The 20,482-nt window shown below is 63.6% G+C and carries 8 protein-coding genes; 6 read left to right on the forward strand and 2 right to left on the reverse strand.

Features of this window, described 5'->3' with window-relative positions; all coding sequences use genetic code 11:
• A partial coding sequence (locus Q8X51_RS30920) for a non-ribosomal peptide synthase/polyketide synthase (RefSeq protein WP_407694783.1) occupies positions 1 to 12,832 on the reverse strand: 12,832 nt, incomplete at its 3' end.
• A 253-nt stretch (positions 12,833 to 13,085) separates the two neighbouring features.
• Here Q8X51_RS30920 and Q8X51_RS30925 point away from each other — a divergent pair.
• Both Q8X51_RS30925 and Q8X51_RS30930 read left to right on the forward strand, forming a co-directional pair.
• A complete protein-coding gene (locus tag Q8X51_RS30925; protein ID WP_315871649.1) occupies positions 13,086 to 13,292 on the forward strand; it encodes a type II toxin-antitoxin system HicA family toxin in 207 nt (68 codons plus the stop codon).
• Positions 13,289 to 13,654 (forward strand): type II toxin-antitoxin system HicB family antitoxin, encoded by a 366-nt coding sequence (locus Q8X51_RS30930; RefSeq protein ID WP_407694784.1) that lies wholly within the window; start codon positions 13,289 to 13,291, stop codon positions 13,652 to 13,654. Before Q8X51_RS30925 ends, Q8X51_RS30930 begins: the two co-directional genes overlap by 4 nt.
• 8 nt (positions 13,655 to 13,662) lie before the next feature.
• Here Q8X51_RS30930 and ispC read toward each other — a convergent pair whose 3' ends face one another.
• Positions 13,663 to 14,844 (reverse strand): 1-deoxy-D-xylulose-5-phosphate reductoisomerase, encoded by a 1,182-nt coding sequence (gene ispC, locus Q8X51_RS30935; protein WP_407694785.1) that lies wholly within the window; start codon positions 14,842 to 14,844, stop codon positions 13,663 to 13,665.
• A gap of 564 nt (positions 14,845 to 15,408) precedes the next feature.
• Here ispC and dxs point away from each other — a divergent pair.
• The 4 genes from dxs to Q8X51_RS30955 are packed head-to-tail and all read left to right on the forward strand — an operon-like array spanning position 15,409 to position 20,482.
• Positions 15,409 to 17,232: a 1-deoxy-D-xylulose-5-phosphate synthase gene (dxs, locus tag Q8X51_RS30940; protein ID WP_407694786.1), complete on the forward strand. Its 1,824-nt coding sequence runs from the start codon at positions 15,409 to 15,411 to the stop codon at positions 17,230 to 17,232.
• 2 nt (positions 17,233 to 17,234) lie between these two features.
• Complete coding sequence (ispH, locus tag Q8X51_RS30945) at positions 17,235 to 18,164, forward strand: 4-hydroxy-3-methylbut-2-enyl diphosphate reductase (RefSeq protein ID WP_407694787.1); 930 nt, start codon at positions 17,235 to 17,237, stop codon at positions 18,162 to 18,164.
• 18 nt (positions 18,165 to 18,182) lie between these two features.
• Entirely contained in the window at positions 18,183 to 19,493 is a 1,311-nt protein-coding gene (gene ispG / locus Q8X51_RS30950) for a flavodoxin-dependent (E)-4-hydroxy-3-methylbut-2-enyl-diphosphate synthase (protein ID WP_407694788.1), read from the forward strand.
• Between the two features lie 17 nt (positions 19,494 to 19,510).
• Positions 19,511 to 20,482: a terpene synthase family protein gene (locus tag Q8X51_RS30955; protein ID WP_407694789.1), complete on the forward strand. Its 972-nt coding sequence runs from the start codon at positions 19,511 to 19,513 to the stop codon at positions 20,480 to 20,482.

A 20,482-nucleotide genomic window follows, 5' to 3' on the forward strand; every position in this document is an offset into this window, starting at 1 on the left:
CGTTGATCAGCGGGTGCATCCAGCCTTCGTGGGAGCCGTCGAAGGCGAACGACATGAAGTGCAGTTCGCAATCGGCCGGCGATGTTTCATAACGCTCGCCGGTAGCGATGATGTGCGCCACCAACGGGCCGTGGGACACCGCCACGCCCTTGGGCAGGCCGGTGGAGCCGGAGGTGTAGATCACGTAGGCAAGGTTGTCGCCGTGCAGTTTTACCTCCGGCGCGGTGTCGCTGTAGTCGGCCCACGCCTCGGTGCGATCGATGGCCAGGCTGTCCAGGCCCTCGGGAATCGGCAGTTGCGGCAACGCACTGGTGTGGGTCAGCAGCAACTTCGCGCGGCTGTCCTGCATCATGTACAGCAGGCGATCACGCGGGTATTCGATGTCCAGCGGCACGTAGACGCCACCGGCTTTCATCACCGCCAGGAACGCCACCATGATTTCGGCGCTGCGCGGCATGGCAATCGCCACCCGTACTTCGGGGCCGACGCCACGGGCGATCAACGCATGGGCCAAGCGATTGGCCTGGCGGTCCAGCTCGCCATAACTCAGGGTTTGCGCATCGAACTTGACCGCCACCGCAGCGGGGTTTTCGGCGGCGCGGTCGGCAACCATTTCGTGTACCAGACGCTCGGCCGAGAAGCCGGCGTCAGTCTGGTTCCACAGCTGCAGGATGTGTCGTTGCTCATCCTGGCCCAGCAGGTTGAGTTGGCTGATGGATTGCTGTTGGTCGGCAACCATCGCCTGCAACAGGTTTTGCCAGTGGCCGGCCATGCGCTCAATAGTGGCTGGGGCAAACAGATCGGTGGCGTAGCTCAGGGAGGCACGCAGGGTCGCCTGGCTTTCCTCTACGTCCAGTGCCAGGTCGAACTGGGCCACGCCTTCATCCCAGCTCAGCACCTCGACGTCCAGTTCGGTGAGGCGCTGCAGGTGATTGGCTGCCGAGGTCACGCGATGGTTGAACATCACCTGGAACAGTGGGCTCAGGCTCATGCTGCGCTCGGGCTGCAGCGCTTCGACCAACTGCTCGAACGGCAGGTCCTGGTGGGCCTGGGCTTCGAGGGAACGTTGGCGTACCTGTTGCATCAGTTGCACAACGCTCATCTGCCCGTGGATATCGGCCTTGAGCACCTGGGTATTGACGAAGAAACCGATCAGCCCCTCGGTTTCCAGGCGATTGCGGTTGGCAATCGGCACCCCGACACGCACGTCTTCCTGACCGCTGTAGCGGTGCAGCAACGCCTGGTAGGACGCCAGCAGCACCATCGGCAACGTCACTCCGGCGCTCTGCGCCAGGCGACGCAAACCGGCCAGCAGCTGCGGTTGCAACTCGATGCCCAGGCGAGCGCCGCGATGGCTTTGCACGGCCGGGCGCAGGTAGTCGAAAGGCAATTCCAGCACAGGCTGCACACCGCCCAACTGCTCACGCCAGTAGGCCAGTTGACGGGCCTTCTCTCCCGCCTCCATCCATTGGCGCTGCCACACGGCATAGTCGGCGTACTGGATCGGCAAGGCCGGCAGGGCTGGCGTCTGCCCGTGGCTGAAGGCGGCGTACAGTTGCACCAGCTCCTCGACCATCAGTTGCATCGACCAGCCATCGGAGACGATATGGTGCTGCACCAGCACCAGCACATGTTCGTCCTCGGCCAGGCGCAGCAACCGGGCCCGCAGCAACGGCCCGCGCAGCAGGTCGAATGGCTGCGCAACGACGTCAGCCACCCGTGCCTTGAGGCTGGCTTCATCGGTGTCGACCAAATCGATTTCAATCAGGCCCGAGTCTTCAATCACTTGGACCGTACCGGCGGCGTCCTGGCGCAAATGGGTGCGCAGGCTTTCATGGCGTGCCAGCAAGGTGTCGAAGCTGCGTTGCAGCGCCGCCAGGTCCAACGGGCCTGTCAAACGCAGGGCGCTGGGGATGTGGTACGCGGCGCTTTCGGGGTCGAGTTGCCAGAGGAACCATTGGCGTTCCTGGGCATACGACAGCAGCAACGGCTGGCTGCGATCGGCCTTGAGCAGCGCCGGCGCGACCACGCCCTCCTCACCCAGGGCCACCACGAAGTCACCCAGCAACGGGTGTTCGAACAGGGTCTTGAGCGCCACTTCCAGCGCCAGTGCCTGGCGCACCCGCGATACCACCCGCGTAGCCAGCAGCGAATGCCCGCCCAGCTCGAAGAAATGGTCGTCAAGGCCGACCTGGGGCACGCCCAGCACCTCGGCCCAGATCGCCGCGACCTGTTGTTCGCGCGGGGTGACGGCGGCCACATGGCTTTTCAGCAACAGGCGGGTATCGACCTTGGGCAAGGCCTTACGGTCGAGCTTGCCGTTGGGGGTCAAGGGCAGGCTGTCGAGGAACATCACGTGCGCCGGCACCATGTAGTCCGGCAGGCGCTCACGCAAGGCCGCTGTGTAGGCTTGCGCCGGCTGTGCCGCAGACGTCACCAGGTAGGCGATCAAGCGGTCGTTGTCGGCCAGCACCACGGCTTCGCGAACGCCTTCATGCTCGCGCAGGCAGGCTTCGATTTCGCCCAGTTCGATACGGAAACCGCGCACCTTGACCTGATGGTCGACCCGGCCGATGTACTCCACCACGCCGTCGGCACGGTAGCGTGCCAGGTCGCCGGTGCGGTACAGGCGCTCGCCCGGCGCGCCGTACGGGTTGGGCACGAAACGCTCGGCGGTGAGGGCTGGCCGCGCGTGGTAGCCGCGTGCCAGGCCGACGCCGCCGATCAGCAGTTCACCGGCCGCACCCACCGGGCATGGACTGAGCCCGGCATTGAGGATGAACAACGCGGTGTTGGCGATCGGGCGCCCGACCAAAGGTTGCGCCTCCAGCAGGCGATGGGCCGCCGACCAAATGGTGGTTTCGGTGGGACCATAGAGGTTCCATACCGGGCCTTGCAGGTCGAGCATGCGCTGGGCCAGATCGGCCGGCAGCGCTTCGCCGCCGCACAGGCACTTGATACCGCGCAGCACATCGGCACGTGGGCTTTCCAGCAGCATACGCCAGGTGGACGGCGTGGCTTGCAGTACGCTGGCGGATTGGGCGGTGACCAGGTCGATTATCGCCTCCGGGTCCAGCGCCAGTTCCTGACCGCTCAGCAGCACCGTGGCGCCGACTGTCAGCGGCACGTACAGCTCCAGGGCAAAGATGTCGAACGAGAACGTCGTCAGCGACAGCACCCGCGCCTGCGCGCCGATGTCCAGGGTGCCGGCCATGCCGCAGGTAAAGCTGCACAGCGCCTGGTGCGGCACCATCACGCCCTTGGGCTTGCCGGTGGAGCCGGAGGTGTAGATCACATAGGCCAGGTGTTGCGGCGTGACGCTGACCTGCGGATTGTGTTCGTCACCGCCGGCGTCCTCGACCAAAAGCACCTGCAGGCCTTGCGGTTGCACCAGGCGCCCAATCAGCGGCGACTGAGTCAGCAGCACCTGGGCGCGGCTGTCTTCGAGCATGAAGGCCAGGCGCTCCGCCGGGAATTGCGGGTCCAGCGGCACATAGGCGCCACCGGCCTTGAGGGTCGCAAGCAGGCCGACCACCATGTGCAGGGAACGCTCCACATGCACCGCCACCCGCACGTCCGGGCCAACGCCCGCCGCGATCAGGCGATGGGCCAGGCGGTTGGCGCGGCGGTTGAGTTCGCTGTAGCTCACGGCCTCGCCATTAAATTGCAGCGCGATGGCGTGCGGCTGTGTCAGGGCTTGTGCTTCGAACAACTGGTGGACACAGCGCTCGCGTGGGTAGTCGACGGTCGTGTGGTTCCAGTCTTCGACCATCTGCTGCCATTGCGATGGGCTGAGCATCGCCAGTTCGTCCAGGGCCTGGGAGGCATCGTTGACCACTGCGCGCAGCAGGTTCTGCCAGTGCACGGCCAGGCGCTCCAGGGTGGCGGCGTCGAACAGGTCGGTGGCGTAGGTCAGGGATGCCCAAAGGCCGTCGACGGACTCCTCGGTTTCCAGGTTGAGGTCGAACTGGGTCGTGTGACCGGTCCAATCCACCGGCTGCAGAGCCAGGCCAGGCAGTTGCACCGGGCCGGCGCGCAGGTTGTCCTGGTGATTGAACATCACCTGGAACAACGGGTTATGGCTGAGGCTGCGTTCCGGTTGCAGCGCTTCTACCAGTTGTTCGAACGGCAAGTCCTGATGGGCCTGGGCTTCCAGGGCACGTTGCTTGACCTGGGCCAGTAACTGGTCAAAGGCCATCTGCCCGTGCAGGTCGGCCTTGAGCACCTGGGTGTTGACGAAGAAGCCAACCAGACGCTCGGTTTCCAGGCGATTGCGGTTGGCGATCGGCACCCCGACGCGGATCTCGGCCTGGCCGCTGTAGCGGTGCAGCAACGTCTGGAACGACGCCAGCAGGAGCATGAACAAAGTCACGTCCTGGCGCTGGGCGAGTGCCTTGAGCTCGGCCACCAGGGCGTTATCCAGGTGTACACGCCGACGCGCACCGCGCTGGCTTTGCACCGCCGGGCGCGGGTGGTCCAGGGGCAGTTCCAGCACCGCGTGTTCGGTGCCCAGGCGCGCACGCCAGTAATCGAGTTGGCGTTGTTTCTCCCCGGCCGCCATCCAATCGCGCTGCCACACGGCATAGTCGGCGTACTGGATCGGTAAGGCCGGCAACGGCGCCTGGCCTTGATACAGCGCCAGCAGTTCGTCGACCATCACTTGCATCGACCAGCCGTCGGAGATGATGTGGTGCTGGGTGATCACCAGCACATGGTGCGCGGCCGTGATCTCCAGCAGCATGACGCGCATCAGCGGACCGTTGAGCAGGTCGAACGGGCGTTGGATCTCTTGCGCGACCGCCTGCTCGATGGCCGAGTCTTGCACCTGCTGGCGTTGGATCACCATCGCCAGGTTGGGCTGGATGACCTGCCAGGTGTGCTCAGCCTCTTCCACGAAGGTGGTACGCAGCGGTTCATGACGCTGCACCAAGGCCTGGAACGCGTGCTCCAGTGCCGGGATATCCAGCTCACCGCGCAGGTGCAATGCGGTCGGTACGTGGTAGGCGGCGCTGCAGGGATCCAGTTGCCAAAGGAACCATTGGCGTTCCTGGGCGAAGGACAGTGCCAACGGCCGGTCGCGCCCCAGCGCCACCATCGGGCTGGCAGTGCCGGCCTGCACCCCTGCGCAGGCCGCCGCGAACGCTTCCAGCGTCGGCTGCTCGAACAACGCTCGCAACGGCACGTCCAGCTTGAGGTCGTGACGCACGCGGGAGATCACCTGAGTGGCCAGTAACGAATGGCCACCGCGTTCGAAGAAATGGTCATCGAGCCCCACCTGCTCGACGTGCAACACCGTTTGCCAGATCGCCGCCAATTGCATGTGCAGCGGGCTTTGCGGAGCGCGGTAGGCGTGTCGCGCCTGGCTCAGGTCCGGCAGCGGCAGTGCGCGGCGGTCAAGCTTGCCGTTGTTGTTCAACGGCAGGGCATCGAGCACCAGCCAATGCCCCGGCACCATGTAATCCGGCAAGGACTGGCGCAAGACCGCCGCCAGCACCTGGGTATCCAGGGGTTGGCCGTGGGCCGCGACCACGTACGCGACCAACTGCGTACCGGTGGCACTCGGCTGCGCAACGACGGCAGCTTCGCGCACCCATGGCAGGGCTTGCAGGCTGGCCTCGATTTCGCCCATTTCGATACGGAACCCGCGGATCTTCACCTGATGGTCGATACGCCCCACGTACTCCAAGGCGCCCGCCTCGTTGTAACGGGCCAGGTCGCCACTGCGGTAGAGTCGCGCACCGGGAACCGTCGAAAACGGATCCGGGAGGAAGCGCTCGGCGGTCAACGCCGGGCGGTCGAAGTAACGCTGGGCCAGGCCGAACTCGGCACCGATGCACAGCTCGCCAACGCCATCGGTGGCCAACAGCTCGAAACCGCTGTCGAGTACATACAGCGAGCGACCATCGCTCGCCCGGCCAATCGGCACACCGAACGCATCACTGGCATCCGCCAGTTGGCACTCATGCACGCTGGACACCACGGTGGCCTCGGTCGGCCCGTAGGTGTTGACCAGGCGCACGCCGCCCAGGCCGGCCGCGTGCCAGGCGCGCAGCCCTTCCACCGACATGGCCTCGCCGCCCACATGCACCTGGCGCAGGTTACCCAGGGCGCGACCATCGGCCGCGCACTCCTTGGCCAACAGGTACCAGTAGGCCGCCGGCAAGTCAGCCAGGGTCACGCCCTGCTCGACGATTTCCCGTGCCAGTTGCCCAGCATCCCACAGTTCATCGCCACGCATGATCAGCGCGGCGCCCACACACAGCGGCGGGTAGCACTGTTCGACAAAGCCGTCGAAACTGAAGGTCGCGAACTGCAGCACGCGGTCCTCTGCACACAGTTGGCTGTAGACCTCGGCGCTGTCGCAGAATTGGCCGAGGGCCGCATGGTCGATGGCCACGCCCTTGGGTTGGCCGGTGGAGCCCGAGGTGTAGATTACGTACGCCAGATCGGCAGCGGCAGCCTGGGTGAGTGGGTTGCTGGCAGGGTAGCCGGCCAGCTCGGTACCGGAGACGGTGAAGTCCAGACGGGCCAGCCCTTGCGGCAGCGGCAGGTCGGCCAGCAACCCGGCTTCGCTGAGCAACAGGTCCAGGCGGCTGTCCGCCAGCATGTAGGCCAGGCGGTCGGCGGGATAGTTCGGGTCCAGGGGCACATAGGCCGCGCCGCTTTTGAGCACGGCCAGCAGGCTGACGATCAGTTGCGGGCCGCGCCGCGACGCCAGGCCCACGCGCTGGCCCGGGCCCGCGCCCAGTTCCAGCAGGCGATGGGAGAGCCGGTTGGCATGGGCATTGAGCTGGGCATAGCTCAAGCGCGCTTCGCCAGCCTGTACCGCCAGCGCGTCCGGTGTGGCAGCAGCCTGGGCCGCAATGCGTTCGTGCACGCGCAGCTGGCGTTGGGCAGCGCCCGGCGACTGGCTAAGTGCAAGCACGTCGCGTTGTGCGGTGGAGTCAAGCAATTGCAGGTTGCCAAGGGGCGCCTGGGCATCCGCGAGCAACTGCACCAGAAGGTGGTGCAGGTTGGCGCTCAAGCGTGCGACCTGTTCAGCGCTGAACCGCGCCCGGTCGTAACTGAACTCCAGGCGCAGGCTGGCCCCCAACTCAATGCCCAAGGTCAAAGGGTAATGGGTGCGTTCATGGTTGTGAATATGGCCAAACGCCAGGCCTGCGGGTGCGCCCTGCTTCAGGGCCTCGGCCACAGGGAAGTTTTCGAACACCAGCAAAGTGTCGAACAATGCGCCCTGCTGACCGGCCCAGCCTTGTATGTCGTACAGCGGCACATGCTCGTGGTCACGCAGGCTGAGATTCAGGGTTTGCAACTCGTTGAGCCATTGGGCGGCCGGTTGGGCTGGCGAAGGCGTACTGACGATAGGCAGCGTGTTGATGAATAGACCCAGTTGCTGCTCGATCCCCGGCAGCGGCGCCGAACGCCCGGCGACGGTCGCGCCAAAGGACACGCAATCCTGACCGGTGTAGCGCTGCAGCAACAGGCTCCACGCTCCTTGCAGCACGGTATTGAGAGTGATTTTCTGGCGACGGGCGAACTCGCCGAGGGCCTGTGTGAACTCGCCCTCAAGGATCAATTGATGCTCAGCCGTGCCCAGGCCATCGACCGGCGCGCGCAGCGCTTGCGCGAGCAAGGTGGGTGTTTGCAACGGCGCCAGGGCGGCTTTCCAGAACGTCTCACCCGACGCTTGCTGTTGCAGCCAGCCCAGGTAATCGCGGAACTGCCCCAGCGGCGCGGGCAAGGCCTGGCCGGCATAGTGGGCGATGACTTCACCCAGCAACTGGGCGTTACTCCAACCGTCCATGAGGATGTGGTGACTGGTGAAGATCAGATGCCAGGCGTTACCGGCGCCCCGCACCAGCATCAGGCGAAACAGCGGCGCGGCATTAAGCGCGAAGCCCTTCTCGCGTTCAGCCTCGGCAAGCGCATCGAAGTCGGCATCGATGTCTTCGATCACGTGCAACTGCACGTCGACCTGACGCTGGATGACTTGATGGGCACTGTCCAGGCCCAGCCAGTGGAAGCTGCTGCGCAGAATGTCATGGCGGTCCAGTGCCGCCTGCCAGGCGCGGCCGAACGCCAGCAGGTCGAGGCCGTCGATATCCACGCGCAACTGGTTGATGTACGCCTGGGCTTCTGGCGCGTAGAGGGTATGGAACAACATGCCCTGCTGCATCGGCGACAGCGGATAAAGGTCGGCAATCGCCGGCCCCGCCACGGGCAACGCGTCCAGTTGCTGTTGGGTCAAGCGCGCCAGTGGGAAGTCCGAAGGGGTAACCTGCCCTGCCGGGGTGGCTCGGCAATGCTCGATCAAGGCCTTGAGCTCTGCCGCGTAGTCATCCGCCAACTGCTGCACCGTCGACGCCTCGAACATCTCGCGGCTGAACCCCCATTGCAGCGCCAGCTCACCGCCGTACACCTGCCCTTCCACGGTCAACCAGTTGGCCAGCGGTGCCTCGGCATCCTGGGCCTGGCCGCTGCCCTGGGTAGACGGTACAAACAACACGGATTCGTTGAACTGGCGGTCGAACTGGCCCAGGTAGTTGAAGGTAATGCGTGGCGCGGCCAGGTTCGCCAGGGCTTCGCGGGCCGCAGGCGGGCCGAGGTAGCGCAGCAGACCGTAGCCGATGCCTTTGGCGGGCACGGCACGCAGTTGCTCCTTGACCGACTTGATCGCGGCCGACAGCTCGCCGCAGGCTTGCAGGCGTACCGGGAACAGGCTGGTGAACCAGCCCACGGTGCGGGTCAGGTCGACACCGTCGAACAGGTCTTCGCGGCCATGGCCTTCCAGCTGGATCAGTGCGGCGTTCTGGTCGCTCCAACGGCTGACCACCCGCGCCAGGGCCGTCAGCAGCAGGTCATTGACCTGGGTGCGGTAGGCCGCTGGCGCGTCCTGGAGCAGTTGACGGGTGTGCTCGGCGTCAAGGCGGATTTCGAGCTTGCTGCCCAAGCGGTTTTGCAGGCCGCCCTGGGGGTTGTCGCACGGCAAGTCCGCGTCGGCCGACTGCGCCTGCCAGTACGGCAGTTGGTCGTCCAGCGCGCGGGCATGGGCTTGCAACTGTTCGGCCCACAGCTGGTAGGCGCTGGTCTTGGTCGGCAACGCTGCCTGGCGGTAAGCCTGTTGCAGGTCTTCCAGGACGATGCGCCAGGAGACGCCATCGACCGCCAGGTGATGGATCACCAGCAGAAGGCGCTGGCTGCCATCGGCCATGCTCACTAACGCGGCACGCAGCAGCGGGCCTTGCGTCAGGTCGAGGCTGCGCTGGGCCTCATCGCACAGCGCCGCCAGTTCATCGTCGCTGCCGGCGTGGGTCTGCCACAGGCCCGGCGCGGTGACCGGCGCGGCGTAGGCTTGCTGCCAGGTGTCGGCCTGTTGCACAAAGCGCAGGCGCAAGGCGTCGTGATGGTTGATCACCTGGGTCAGGGCGGCTTCCAGGCGTTCCGGTTCCAAGCGCTCGCGCGGGGTCAACAACAACGATTGGTTCCAGTGGTGACGCGCGGGGATCGCCTGGGCGAAAAAGCCTTGCTGCACCGGGGTCAGGATCACCTCGCCGCTGGCAGGGCCTTGGTCGATCACGGTGGAGTGCTCGAAGCCGGCCACCAACGCCAGGCTGCGCACGCTCTGGTACTGGAACAGGTCGCGCGGGCTGAGGCGAATCCCCGCCTGGCGCGCGCGGCTGACCACCTGGATGGAGATGATCGAATCGCCGCCCAGTTCGAAAAAGTTGTCGTCCAGGCCCACCTGCTCGACGCCGAGCACATCGCTCCAGATCGCCGCCAGGGCTTTTTGCAGGTCGTCTTGCGGCGCGATATAGGCCTGTTGCGGCGTTGCATCCGGTAACGGCAGGGCCTTGCGGTCGAGCTTGCCGTTGGCGGTCACCGGCAGCTTGGCCAGGGGCACCATATGGGTCGGCACCATGTATTCCGGCAGGCTACCGAGCAGCCAGGCCTTGAGGTCGGTGGGCGCCTCGCCCTCCAGCACCAGGTAGGCCACCAGTTGTTTGCCGCCGTGCACCAGCACCACCGCCTCACGCACCGCTGGGTGTTGCATCAGGCGTGTCTCGATTTCACCCAATTCGATGCGCAAGCCGCGCAGCTTGACCTGGTGGTCGAGACGGCCAAGGTAGTCGATCACACCGTCATCACGCTGACGCACCCGGTCGCCAGTACGGTACAGGCGCGCGCCGTCACCGAAGGGGCTGGGCACAAAACGTTCGGCGGTCAGTGCCGGACGGCGGTGGTAGCTGCGCGCCAGGCCGGTGCCGCCGAGGTACAACTCGCCGGCCACGCCGGCAGGCACCGGGTTGAGCTGCGCGTCGAGCACGTAGGTGCCGAGGTTGGCGATCGGGCGGCCGATGGGCACGGCGTCACGGCCTTCGTCGATGCAGGTCCAGTGGGTCACATCGATGGCCGCTTCCGTCGGGCCATAGAGGTTGAACAAACCGGCCTGGGGCAGCTTGGCGAACACCTGCAGTTGCGCGTCCAGGGGCAAGGCTTCGCCGCTGCACACAATACGCTTGAGGCTGGCGCAGCGCGGCACGCCCGGCTCATGGATAAACGCCTGGAGCATGGACGGCACGAAGTGCAAGGTGGTGATCCCGTGCTCGCCAATGGTCTCGATCAGGCGCGCCGGCTCGCGGTGTTCCCCAGGGGCGGCGACCACCAGGCGGGCGCCGGTCATCAACGGCCAGAAGAACTCCCACACCGACACATCAAAGCTGAACGGGGTTTTCTGCAGCACCGCGTCACTGGCATCCAGGCCGTAGGCCTGCTGCATCCAGCACAGGCGGTTGACCAGTGCGCGATGGCTGTTGCCGGCGCCCTTGGGCTTGCCGGTGGAACCGGAGGTGTAGATCACATAGGCCAGGTTCAGCGCGTGGATGTCGACGGCGGGCGCTGCGACGCTGTAAGCGTCGAGCCAGCCGGGCGCCTGGTCGAGGCGCATCACCCGAATGCCTTCGACAGGCAGCAGTGGCAGCAGGCTGTGCTGGCTGAGCAGCAGCTGGATGCCGCTGTCTTCGATCATGTAGGCCAGGCGTTCCTGGGGATATTCGGGATCGAGGGGGACGTAGGCGCCGCCGGCCTTGAGCACAGCCAGCAGGCCGATGACCATCTCGATGGAACGCTCAACGCAGATACCCACCAGCGCATCAGGACCGACCCCGTGGTCGCGCAAGGCATGGGCCAGTTGGTTGGCACGGGCGTCGAGTTGCGCATAGGTCAGCATGGTCGCGCCGAACACCAGCGCCGGCGCATCCGGGGTGCGCTGTACCTGGTCTTCGATCAGGTGATGAATGCCACGCTCGGTGGGATACGCTTGTGCGGTCTGGTTCCAGGCGTGCACCAGCCTCTGCTGCTCATCGACGGCCAGCATCGGCAACTCGCCGATACGCTGTTCGCCATCGGCCACCATGGCCTGCAACAGGCTGATCCAGTGGCGTGCCATCCGCGCGATGGATGGCGCGTCGAACAGGTCATTGGCGTAGGTCAGCGCGGCGTGCAAGGTGCCGGATTTTTCATAGGTGTCGAGGGTCAGGTCGAACTGGGTGGTGCGGCCTTGCCACTCCACCAGGGCCAGCTCCAGGCCGGAGGCGGTGCTGACCGAGGCGATGTCGGCCACCACCGGCTGATGGTTGTACATCACCTGGAACAGCGGCGTATGGCTCAGGCTGCGCTCGACCTTCAGGGCTTCCACCAGGCGCTCGAAGGGCAAATCCTGGTGCGCCTGGGCGCCAAGGGCGTGCTCCTTGATACCTTGCAGCAACTCGGCGACGCGAGTTTGCCCGCTCAGCTCAGTACGCAGGACTTGCGTGTTGACGAAGAAGCCGATCAACCCCTCGACTTCCGTACGGTTGCGGTTGGCGATCGGCACGCCGACGCGGATATCGCCCTGGCCGGTGTAGCGATGCAGCAACACATTGAACGCGCCGAGCAGCAGCATGAACAGGGTGACGTTGTGCTGTTGCGCGCAGGTGCGCAACTGCGCGGCCAGCGCCGGGTCAATCGCGAAGTTGTGGCGGGTGCCCTGATAGCTGGGCATGGCTGGGCGCGGGTGGTCCGTTGGCAGTTCCAGCACCGGATGCTCATCACCCAGCCGCGCCTGCCAGTATTCCAATTGACGGGCCTGTTCCCCCGCTTCCAGCCAGCGGCGCTGCCACAAGGCGTAGTCGCTGTACTGGATCGGCAGCGCCGGCAATGGCGGCGCTTCGTTGCGCTCGTGGGCGTCGTAAAAACGGATGAACTCGTCGATCAGCACGTTCATCGACCAGCCATCGGAAACGATATGGTGCAGGGTCAGCAGCAGCACGTGCTCCTGGGCATCGAGCTTGAGCAGTTGCACGCGCAGCAGCGGGCCGTGTTCCAGGTCGAACGGCAGCAACGATTGGCGGCTGGCCGTGTCGTTGACGGCGTGTTCGCGTTCGGCCGCGGCCAACGCCGTCAGGTCCAGTTGCTCAATGGCCAGCGACGGCTGTACGGCCACCTGCATCAGGCGCTCATCGGCCTGGCGCTGGAACACCGTACGCAGGGTTTCGTGCCGGGCCACCAGACTGGCGAACGCCTGCTCCATGGCGCCAAGGTTCAGCGCACCCTTGAGGCGCACGGCGCCCGGCAGGTTGTAGGCGCCGCTGTTCGGGTCCAGTTGCCAGAGAAACCACATGCGCTGTTGCGCGTAGGACAGCGCCTGGCGGTCCTCTGCCTCCACGCCGGCCGGAATCGGAAACCGCGAAAAATCCACCCCTTCTTTCTGCAATGCCTGCAGGAACAGCTGGCGTTTTTCCAGGGGCAACCCGATAAACCGGCGAGCAAGTTTCAAGGAGTCTTCAGCATTCATTTGTTGGAGTCCGGAGCAATAGGCAGGAAGCACAAAGGCACGTCGTCCCTATAAAACGAACCGGACAGGGAAAAATTAGCGGGGGATGGGAGGCGCAGAGCGAGCTGTCATCAAGGGTTACATCAATCCCGGGAACGACACACGAACCCCAGCTAGCATTGACGGACACCATCTTTTGCAACTAAATTTAGTTACACGCAGGGAACGCCGTGTCCAAAATGAAAAGCTGCTCGCCAAACTGCTCAACGAGCACATGGCATTTACCTGGCCCGAGCCCGTCACGCTGCTGCGTCGTCTTGGCTACACACAGATTGAGGGGGCTGGAAGCCGCGTCAAGTTCGACATGGGCGATCCGAGTGCAATGATCACCTTGCACAAGCCCCATCCCGGCAACGAACTGAAACACTACATTCGACGCCAGATCATCGAACAATTGAAATCAGGAGAACTGATTCAGTGAATAACCAACTGAAACACAATGGCTACGTCGGCTCTATCGAAGCCAGCCTCGAAGACAACTGCCTGTTCGGCAAGATCCTGTTCATCAAGGCACTGGTGAGCTACGAAGGCAAAACCGTCGCCGAACTGGACGCTGCATTTCGCGAAGCGGTGGACGACTACCTCACTACCTGCCAGGCCCTTGGGCAAACACCGGAGAAGCCGTGCAAAGGCTCTTTTAACGTGCGGGTCGGCCACGATCTTCATCTTGCCGCCGCCCTTGAAGCGACACGTAAAAAGGTGACCCTGAACGACCTGACGCGCCAGGCGCTGAACGAATTTCTCAAGCAGCGCGGCGAGGATACTTGCCCAATGCCAGGCTGACCGCTGCGCTAGATACTCAGGCCGCGCACATGCACCGCCTCACGTGCCAGCCGGCGGGCCTGATGATCCAGGCCAAGAATGTCGTCCAAGCTGCATCGCCCCGACAGTTCCACATGCTGCAAGGTGTGCTCTATGACGGCGGGGATATGCGTGAAGCGTATCCGTTTTCCTAAAAACGCCTCGACCGCCACTTCATTTGCCGCGTTCAACGCGGCACTGGCCTGAGTGCCCTCGGCCAATACTTGCAAGGCCAGGCCCAGGCACGGAAAACGCTGCAAGTCCGGGTGCTCGAACGTCAGTCCGCCTACCTGCGTCAAATCCAGTGGCAGGACGCCGGACGCGATTCGATGTGGGTAGGCCAGGGCATGCGCCACCGGCATTCGCATGTCGGGGTTGCCCAGTTGCGCCATCACCGATTGGTCACGGAACACCACCATGGAATGCACCACGCTTTGCGGATGGATCAAGGCTTCAATGCGTTCGGCAGGCCAGTTGAACAACCAATGGGCCTCGATGATTTCCAGTCCCTTGTTCATCATGGTCGCGCAATCCACGGAGATCTTGCGGCCCATGGACCAGTTGGGGTGAGCACAAGCCTGATCGGGGGTGACCTCGGCCAGGCTTTCCACCGGCCGGTTTCTGAATGGCCCACCAGAGGCTGTGAGAATCAGACGCTCAACGCCTTCGAGCGCACCCTGGCAACCTTGCAGGCACTGGAAAATTGCATTGTGCTCACTGTCCAGCGGGATCACGGTAGCCCCGCCGCTGGCGGCCGTTTGCATAAACAGGGCTCCCGACATGACCAGTGCTTCCTTGTTGGCCAACAGGATTTTCTTGCCCGCCCGGGCGGCGCTCAAGGTCGGCAACAAACCCGCCGCGCCGACGATAGCCGCGACGACCGTGTCGCATTCGGGCTCCCGTGCCGCCGTACACAGTGCCTCGCCACCACACAGCACCTGCGTGGGTAGACCCGCCGCCAACAAATGGGCCTGCAATTCGATAGCGTGCTGTGGCTCAATGACCACCGCAATCGCCGGCCGAAACTGCAGGCACTGCCGGTACAGCTTGTCTATGCGCCGATGCGCGCTAAGGCCATGTACCGTCAATGTTTCGGGGTGACGCGCGACTACATCCAGAACACTGTCGCCGACCGACCCGGTAGAACCGAGAACGAGCAGGCGTTGCACCATGATAAAGATGCCCTCTTCAAAGAACCCTGATTGAAACAAGCGTAGCAACTGGAAGTTCGCCTACTCGTTCAACGTACATATTGACTGGCAATAAACGCGCAAACATTTACTTATAAAACCCCGAATATGATTTTTCTTAAGCGGCGTGATTCCAAATAAAACTATTCATACTGATTGCACTTGCACGGAAAACTTCTAGATTAACCACTCTCCACACTTTCAATCGCCACGATGTTTGGTCCGCTGTTATCGTCCAATGGCATAAACCTGATGGAATATGGCTATGAACGACTCCATGAGACTGCTGCCCCCTATCAGCGCTGGCCTTGTTGCCTGTACTTATGGGTCTGGCACTACACCAAAACAACAACTTCTCGACCCTCAGCGCTATGAAAACAGCGTGATTACTTGTGTCTGCCAAGGGCGAGTCTTGCAGACTGCAATCGCGTGTCTACCTGCTCTGATACTGAATAAGCCTGCAAACTTTCCAGCGCGTCGCAAGGCACTTCGACTGCCCAAGCGCGCCCCAGTCGCCAGTCTCTGCGACCTCTAGCAGGCCCAATCATGTTCGAACTTCTCGGCACTATCGACAGCCCGGCCCACCTGCGCACTTTGCACCCCGCTGCACTGGGACCGCTGGCAGACGAATTGCGGGCGTTTATCCTGAACAGTGTGAGTGCGACGGGCGGCCATCTTTCGGCCAACCTCGGCACCGTTGAACTGACCATCGCCCTGCATTACGTGTTCAACACTCCTGATGACCGCATCGTCTGGGATGTCGGGCACCAAGCCTATGCCCACAAGATCCTCACCGGGCGCCGCGAGCAGATGGGGAGCATCCGTCATTTGGGTGGGATTTCGGGGTTCCCGCGCCGTTGTGAATCGCGCTACGACTGTTTTGGCACCGCACATTCCAGCACCTCGATCTCGGCCGCGCGGGGCATGGCCCTGGCCGCTCGCAACCTGGCGCAGCCGCGCCATTGCATCGCGGTGATCGGCGACGGTGCCCTCAGCGGCGGGATGGCGCTTGAAGCGTTGAACAATGCAGGTGTGTTCCGCGACCTGCCGTTCCTGATCATTCTCAACGACAACGATATGTCGATTTCCCCGTCGGTGGGCATGTTGCGTGAACACCTGGGCGCCTTGACCACACACCGCCAGGGCAGTCACGACGCCAATCTGTTCAGTGCCCTGGGTTTAACCTACAGCGGCCCCGTCGATGGGCATGACCTTGATGAATTAGTACAGGCACTGCGCACGATGAGAGACCGACGAGGCCCGCAGTTGCTGCATGTCGTGACCGAAAAGGGTCACGGCTATTCGCCGGCGGCGGCCGATCCGGTGCTGTATCACGGGCCAGGCAAGTTTGCCCCCCGCGAAGGCATTCGCGCAGCACCACCGGCTACGCCCACCTACACCCAGGTGTTCGGGCAATGGCTGGCCGGCGAAGCCGAGCGCGACCCAAGGGTGGTCGTGATCACTCCTGCCATGCGCGAAGGTTCGGGCCTGGCAGCGTTCGAGCGACAGTTTGCCGAGCGCTATTTCGATGTCGGGATCGCCGAGCAACACGCGCTGACCTTCGCCGCCGGCCTCGCCGCCGAGGGCATGAAACCGGTGGTGGCGATCTATTCGACCTTCCTGCAACGCGGCTATGACCAGTTGATCCATGACATTGCCCTGCAACGGCTGCCGGTGGTCTTCGCCATCGACCGCGCCGGGATCGTGGGGGCTGATGGTGCAACCCACATGGGCGCCTTCGATATCGCCTATTTGCGCTGCATTCCCAATCTCATCGTGATGGCGCCCGCCGATGAGCAGGAATGTCGCCAGATGCTGCACACCGCTTTACAGCAAACAGGCCCGTGCGCAGTGCGTTACCCCCGGGGCTCTGGAAACGCTATCGCTGCTTCAGCTGCACGGACTGAACTGGCGCTGGGCAAAGGCGAGATCCTGCGCACGTGCACCCAGCCGCGTGGGCGCCGTATCGCGATCCTGGCCTTCGGTTCCATGACCCGAACAGCCTTGGAAGCCGCCGAGTCGATCGACGCCACGGTGGCGAACATGCGGTTTATCAAACCCCTGGATGGCGACCTGATCCAGACGCTCGCACGCGAGCATGAGTGGTTGGTGACCGTTGAAGAGGGCTGTGTCATGGGCGGTGCAGGGTCAGCCTGCCTGGAATACATGGCCAGCCAGAACCAGCGCCCGCCGTTGCTGCAATTGGGCTTGCCCGACCACTTTATCGAACACGGCACGCCCGAGCAGTTGCTGAGCCAATGCGGCCTGGACGCCCCGGGCATCACCCGTTCCATACAACGATTCGCCGAGGAACAACAGCTGGGGTGCCCATCGCCCGGCGGTACAGCGGCCTACCAGGCGAGTGCATAGGCATGAACATTATCCTGGCCCAACCGAGGGGCTTCTGTGCCGGCGTCGTGCGCGCCATCGACACGGTCGAACAGGCCTTGGCAGAACTCGGCGCGCCGGTCTACGTACGCCATGAGATCGTGCATAACCGCCATGTGGTGCAGACACTGCGGGATCAGGGCGCGATTTTTGTCGACGAACTGGAGCAGGTGCCGCTCGGCGCCGTGACCATTTTCAGCGCCCATGGCGTGGCGCGTGAAGTGGAGGACCAGGCTTCGCAACGTCAACTTCACGTGCTCGACGCCACGTGCCCACTGGTGAGCAAGGTCCATAACCATGGGCGCCAATACGCCGCGAAGGGCTATCAACTGCTCCTGATCGGCGACGCTGGACACCCGGAAGTCATCGGCATCCTGGGCCAGGTCGATGCACCGATCACCCTGATCCAGACCGTCGAACAGGTACAGGCCCTGGCGTTTCCTGCCGGTACGCCGCTGGCCTACCTCACCCAAACCACCCTGAGCGTGGATGACACCCGTAACGTGGTCGAAGCCCTGACTAAACGCTATCCCCAGATCGTCGGGCCCGCCGCCCGTGACATTTGCTATGCCGTGCAGAACCGGCAACAGGCCGTGCGTGAGCTGTGCAAGCAGGTGGATGTGTTGCTGGTGGTGGGCAGTGCCAACAGCGCGAATGCAGTGGTCCTGCGTGCGCTGGCCAGCGACAACGGCACGCCCAGCTACCTGGTGGCCGACGGCAGTGAGGTGCAGGCCCAATGGTTTACGCCACACATGAGCGTGGGGATCAGTGCTGGCGCGTCAACGCCGGAGACTTCGGTACAGGACGTCATCGCCGCCCTGGCACGCATTGCCCCGCTGCACATCCAGACCTTGCCGGGCCGCGAAGAGCATGTTCAGTTTCAACCCCCCCCAGGCTTGATCGCCCGGCAATAAGTCAGAGGACTCACCACCATGAACATGCCGGTTGTACGGCGCGCCACTCGCCAAGTGCGGATCGGTGCGGTGTGCCTGGGCAGCGATGCACCGATTGTGGTCCAGGCCATGACCAATACCGACACCGCCGATGCCCAGGCCACCGCAGCCCAGGTAGAAAGCCTGGCCCTTGCCGGCGCGGAGATGGTTCGTATCACCGTCAACAGCCACGAGGCCGCGGCCCAGGTGGCGAACATCCGTGCCCGGCTGGACCAGCGCAATATCAGCGTGCCGCTGGTGGGCGACTTTCATTTCAATGGCCATCGCCTGCTGACCACCTACCCGGAGTGCGCCGAGGCCCTGGCCAAGTACCGGATCAACCCTGGCAATGTCGGCAAAGGTGTGCGGCGCGATGAGCAGTTCTGCCAGATGATCGAAGTCGCCTGCCGCCATGACAAGCCGGTGCGCATCGGGGTCAATTGGGGCAGCCTCGATCCGGACCTGCTGGCGCGCATGATGGACGCCAATGCCACCCTTCCCGCACCGCAGCCGGGCGACGTGGTCATGCGCGAGGCGTTGGTGGTCTCGGCGCTGGATAACGCGCGACGGGCGATTGAAGTCGGGTTGCCTGCCGACCATATCGTTTTATCGGCCAAGGTCAGCCATGTACAGGACCTGATTGCGGTCTATCGCAACCTCGCGGCGCGCTGCGATTTCCCTCTGCACCTGGGGCTGACGGAAGCCGGTATGGGCTCCAAAGGCATCGTCGCATCAACGGCGGCGCTGGCCGTGCTGCTGCAGGAAGGCATCGGCGATACCCTGCGCATTTCTCTCACCCCGCAACCTGGCGGCGAGCGTGCCAAGGAGGTCCAGGTGGCCCAGCAGATCCTGCAAACCATGGGCTTGCGGGCCTTTACGCCGCAAGTGGTGGCATGCCCAGGTTGCGGGCGTACCACCAGCGCGTTCTTCCAGGCGCTGGCGCAACAGATAGAGCAATACCTGCGCGAACAGGCTCCGTCGTGGCGTACACGCTACCCAGGCGTCGAACGAATGCAGGTCGCGGTGATGGGCTGCGTGGTCAACGGCCCGGGGGAAAGCCGGCTGGCTGATATAGGCATCTCGTTACCTGGCGCCGGAGAACACCCGTCAGCCCCGGTATTTATCGACGGGGAAAAAATCCTGACCCTCAAGGGCCCCGGCATCGCCGACGACTTCATTCAGTTGCTGGATGCCTATGTACATTCGCGGTACGGCCCCGCCGCCCCCATGCCCGACCGGCTCCAGCAACTGTTGGAGACACCGCCTTTCAATGCCACGCGGTTGATCGCGATATCAGCCGCCAGTCGATAACTCGGGAGCAGACAGCGATGAATCAGGCTCACCTGGAAATACCGCCGCTGGAATGCCCATTTCCCCTGCGGGTCGATGAGGCATTGGGCAATCGCGTCAATGACCTGTTGCTGGCGTGGGTCAGACAAGTGGGCATTTTCGAAGGGCAACTGGAAAAGGTCCGCGCCTCGAATTTCGGGCGCTTCGCGATGCTGTGCCACGCCGACGCCGACAACCCCGAGCGCCTGCTGCTGTCTGCCAAATGCATCGCGGCGTTGTTCGGGGTAGATGACCATTATTGTGATGACGAACGCAGTGGCTCCAACCCCAGGTTGCTCGGCCCACGCCTGTCGCTGGCATTGGCCGCGCTGGATAAGGCTTACCTGAATCCGCCGCACGACCTGGCGTTGGAACAGGCGCTGCTGGGCGATCCGGTGTTACGGGGTCTACGGGGTTATATGAGCCATCTGGCTCGCTACGGCACTGAGGCGCAGATGGCTCGCGTCCGCCTGGAGACCATTGCCATGTTCGTGACCATGAACGCGGAGGCTTCGTGGCGCATCGAACACCAAGTGCCGAGCGTCTGGGAGTATCTGGCACATCGGCAGGTCAACAGTTTTTTACCCTGTATGGCACTCATTGATGTGGTCGGCGGCTATGAGCTAGACGCCGAAACATATTTCTGCGCGCCGGTACGAGAAGTCATCACCCTCGCCGCGAGCGCAACCATCATTGCCAATGACGTGTACTCCGCTCCCAAAGAAAGCGTGCCTGAAATAGGTGACTTCAATCTTCCGTTGCTGTTGGCCCAGGAACGGGGTTGCTCGTTACAGCAAGCCCTGTGGCTGGCAGCTGAAACTCACAATGAAATCGTGCGCCGCTATGAAACCCTGGAGCACCGATTGCTCATGCACGCCTCACCGCAGCTCGAACGATTCCTGGGCGGCGTGAAGGCATGGCTGGCAGGCAACAACGAATGGCACCGACACAGCGCTCGATATCAAGTATGA

The sequence above is a fragment of the Pseudomonas sp. Yb2C2 genome, assembly GCF_052112325.1.
Lineage (GTDB): Bacteria > Pseudomonadota > Gammaproteobacteria > Pseudomonadales > Pseudomonadaceae > Aquipseudomonas > Aquipseudomonas marginalis.

Coding starts and splice junctions, on each gene's coding strand:
- Q8X51_RS30925 (WP_315871649.1), top strand. CDS start 13,086: ATGGCATTTACCTGGCCCGAGCCCGTCACGCTGCTGCGTCGTCTTGGC.
- ispC (WP_407694785.1), bottom strand. CDS start 14,844: ATGGTGCAACGCCTGCTCGTTCTCGGTTCTACCGGGTCGGTCGGCGAC.
- dxs (WP_407694786.1), top strand. CDS start 15,409: ATGTTCGAACTTCTCGGCACTATCGACAGCCCGGCCCACCTGCGCACT.
- ispH (WP_407694787.1), top strand. CDS start 17,235: ATGAACATTATCCTGGCCCAACCGAGGGGCTTCTGTGCCGGCGTCGTG.
- ispG (WP_407694788.1), top strand. CDS start 18,183: ATGAACATGCCGGTTGTACGGCGCGCCACTCGCCAAGTGCGGATCGGT.
- Q8X51_RS30955 (WP_407694789.1), top strand. CDS start 19,511: ATGAATCAGGCTCACCTGGAAATACCGCCGCTGGAATGCCCATTTCCC.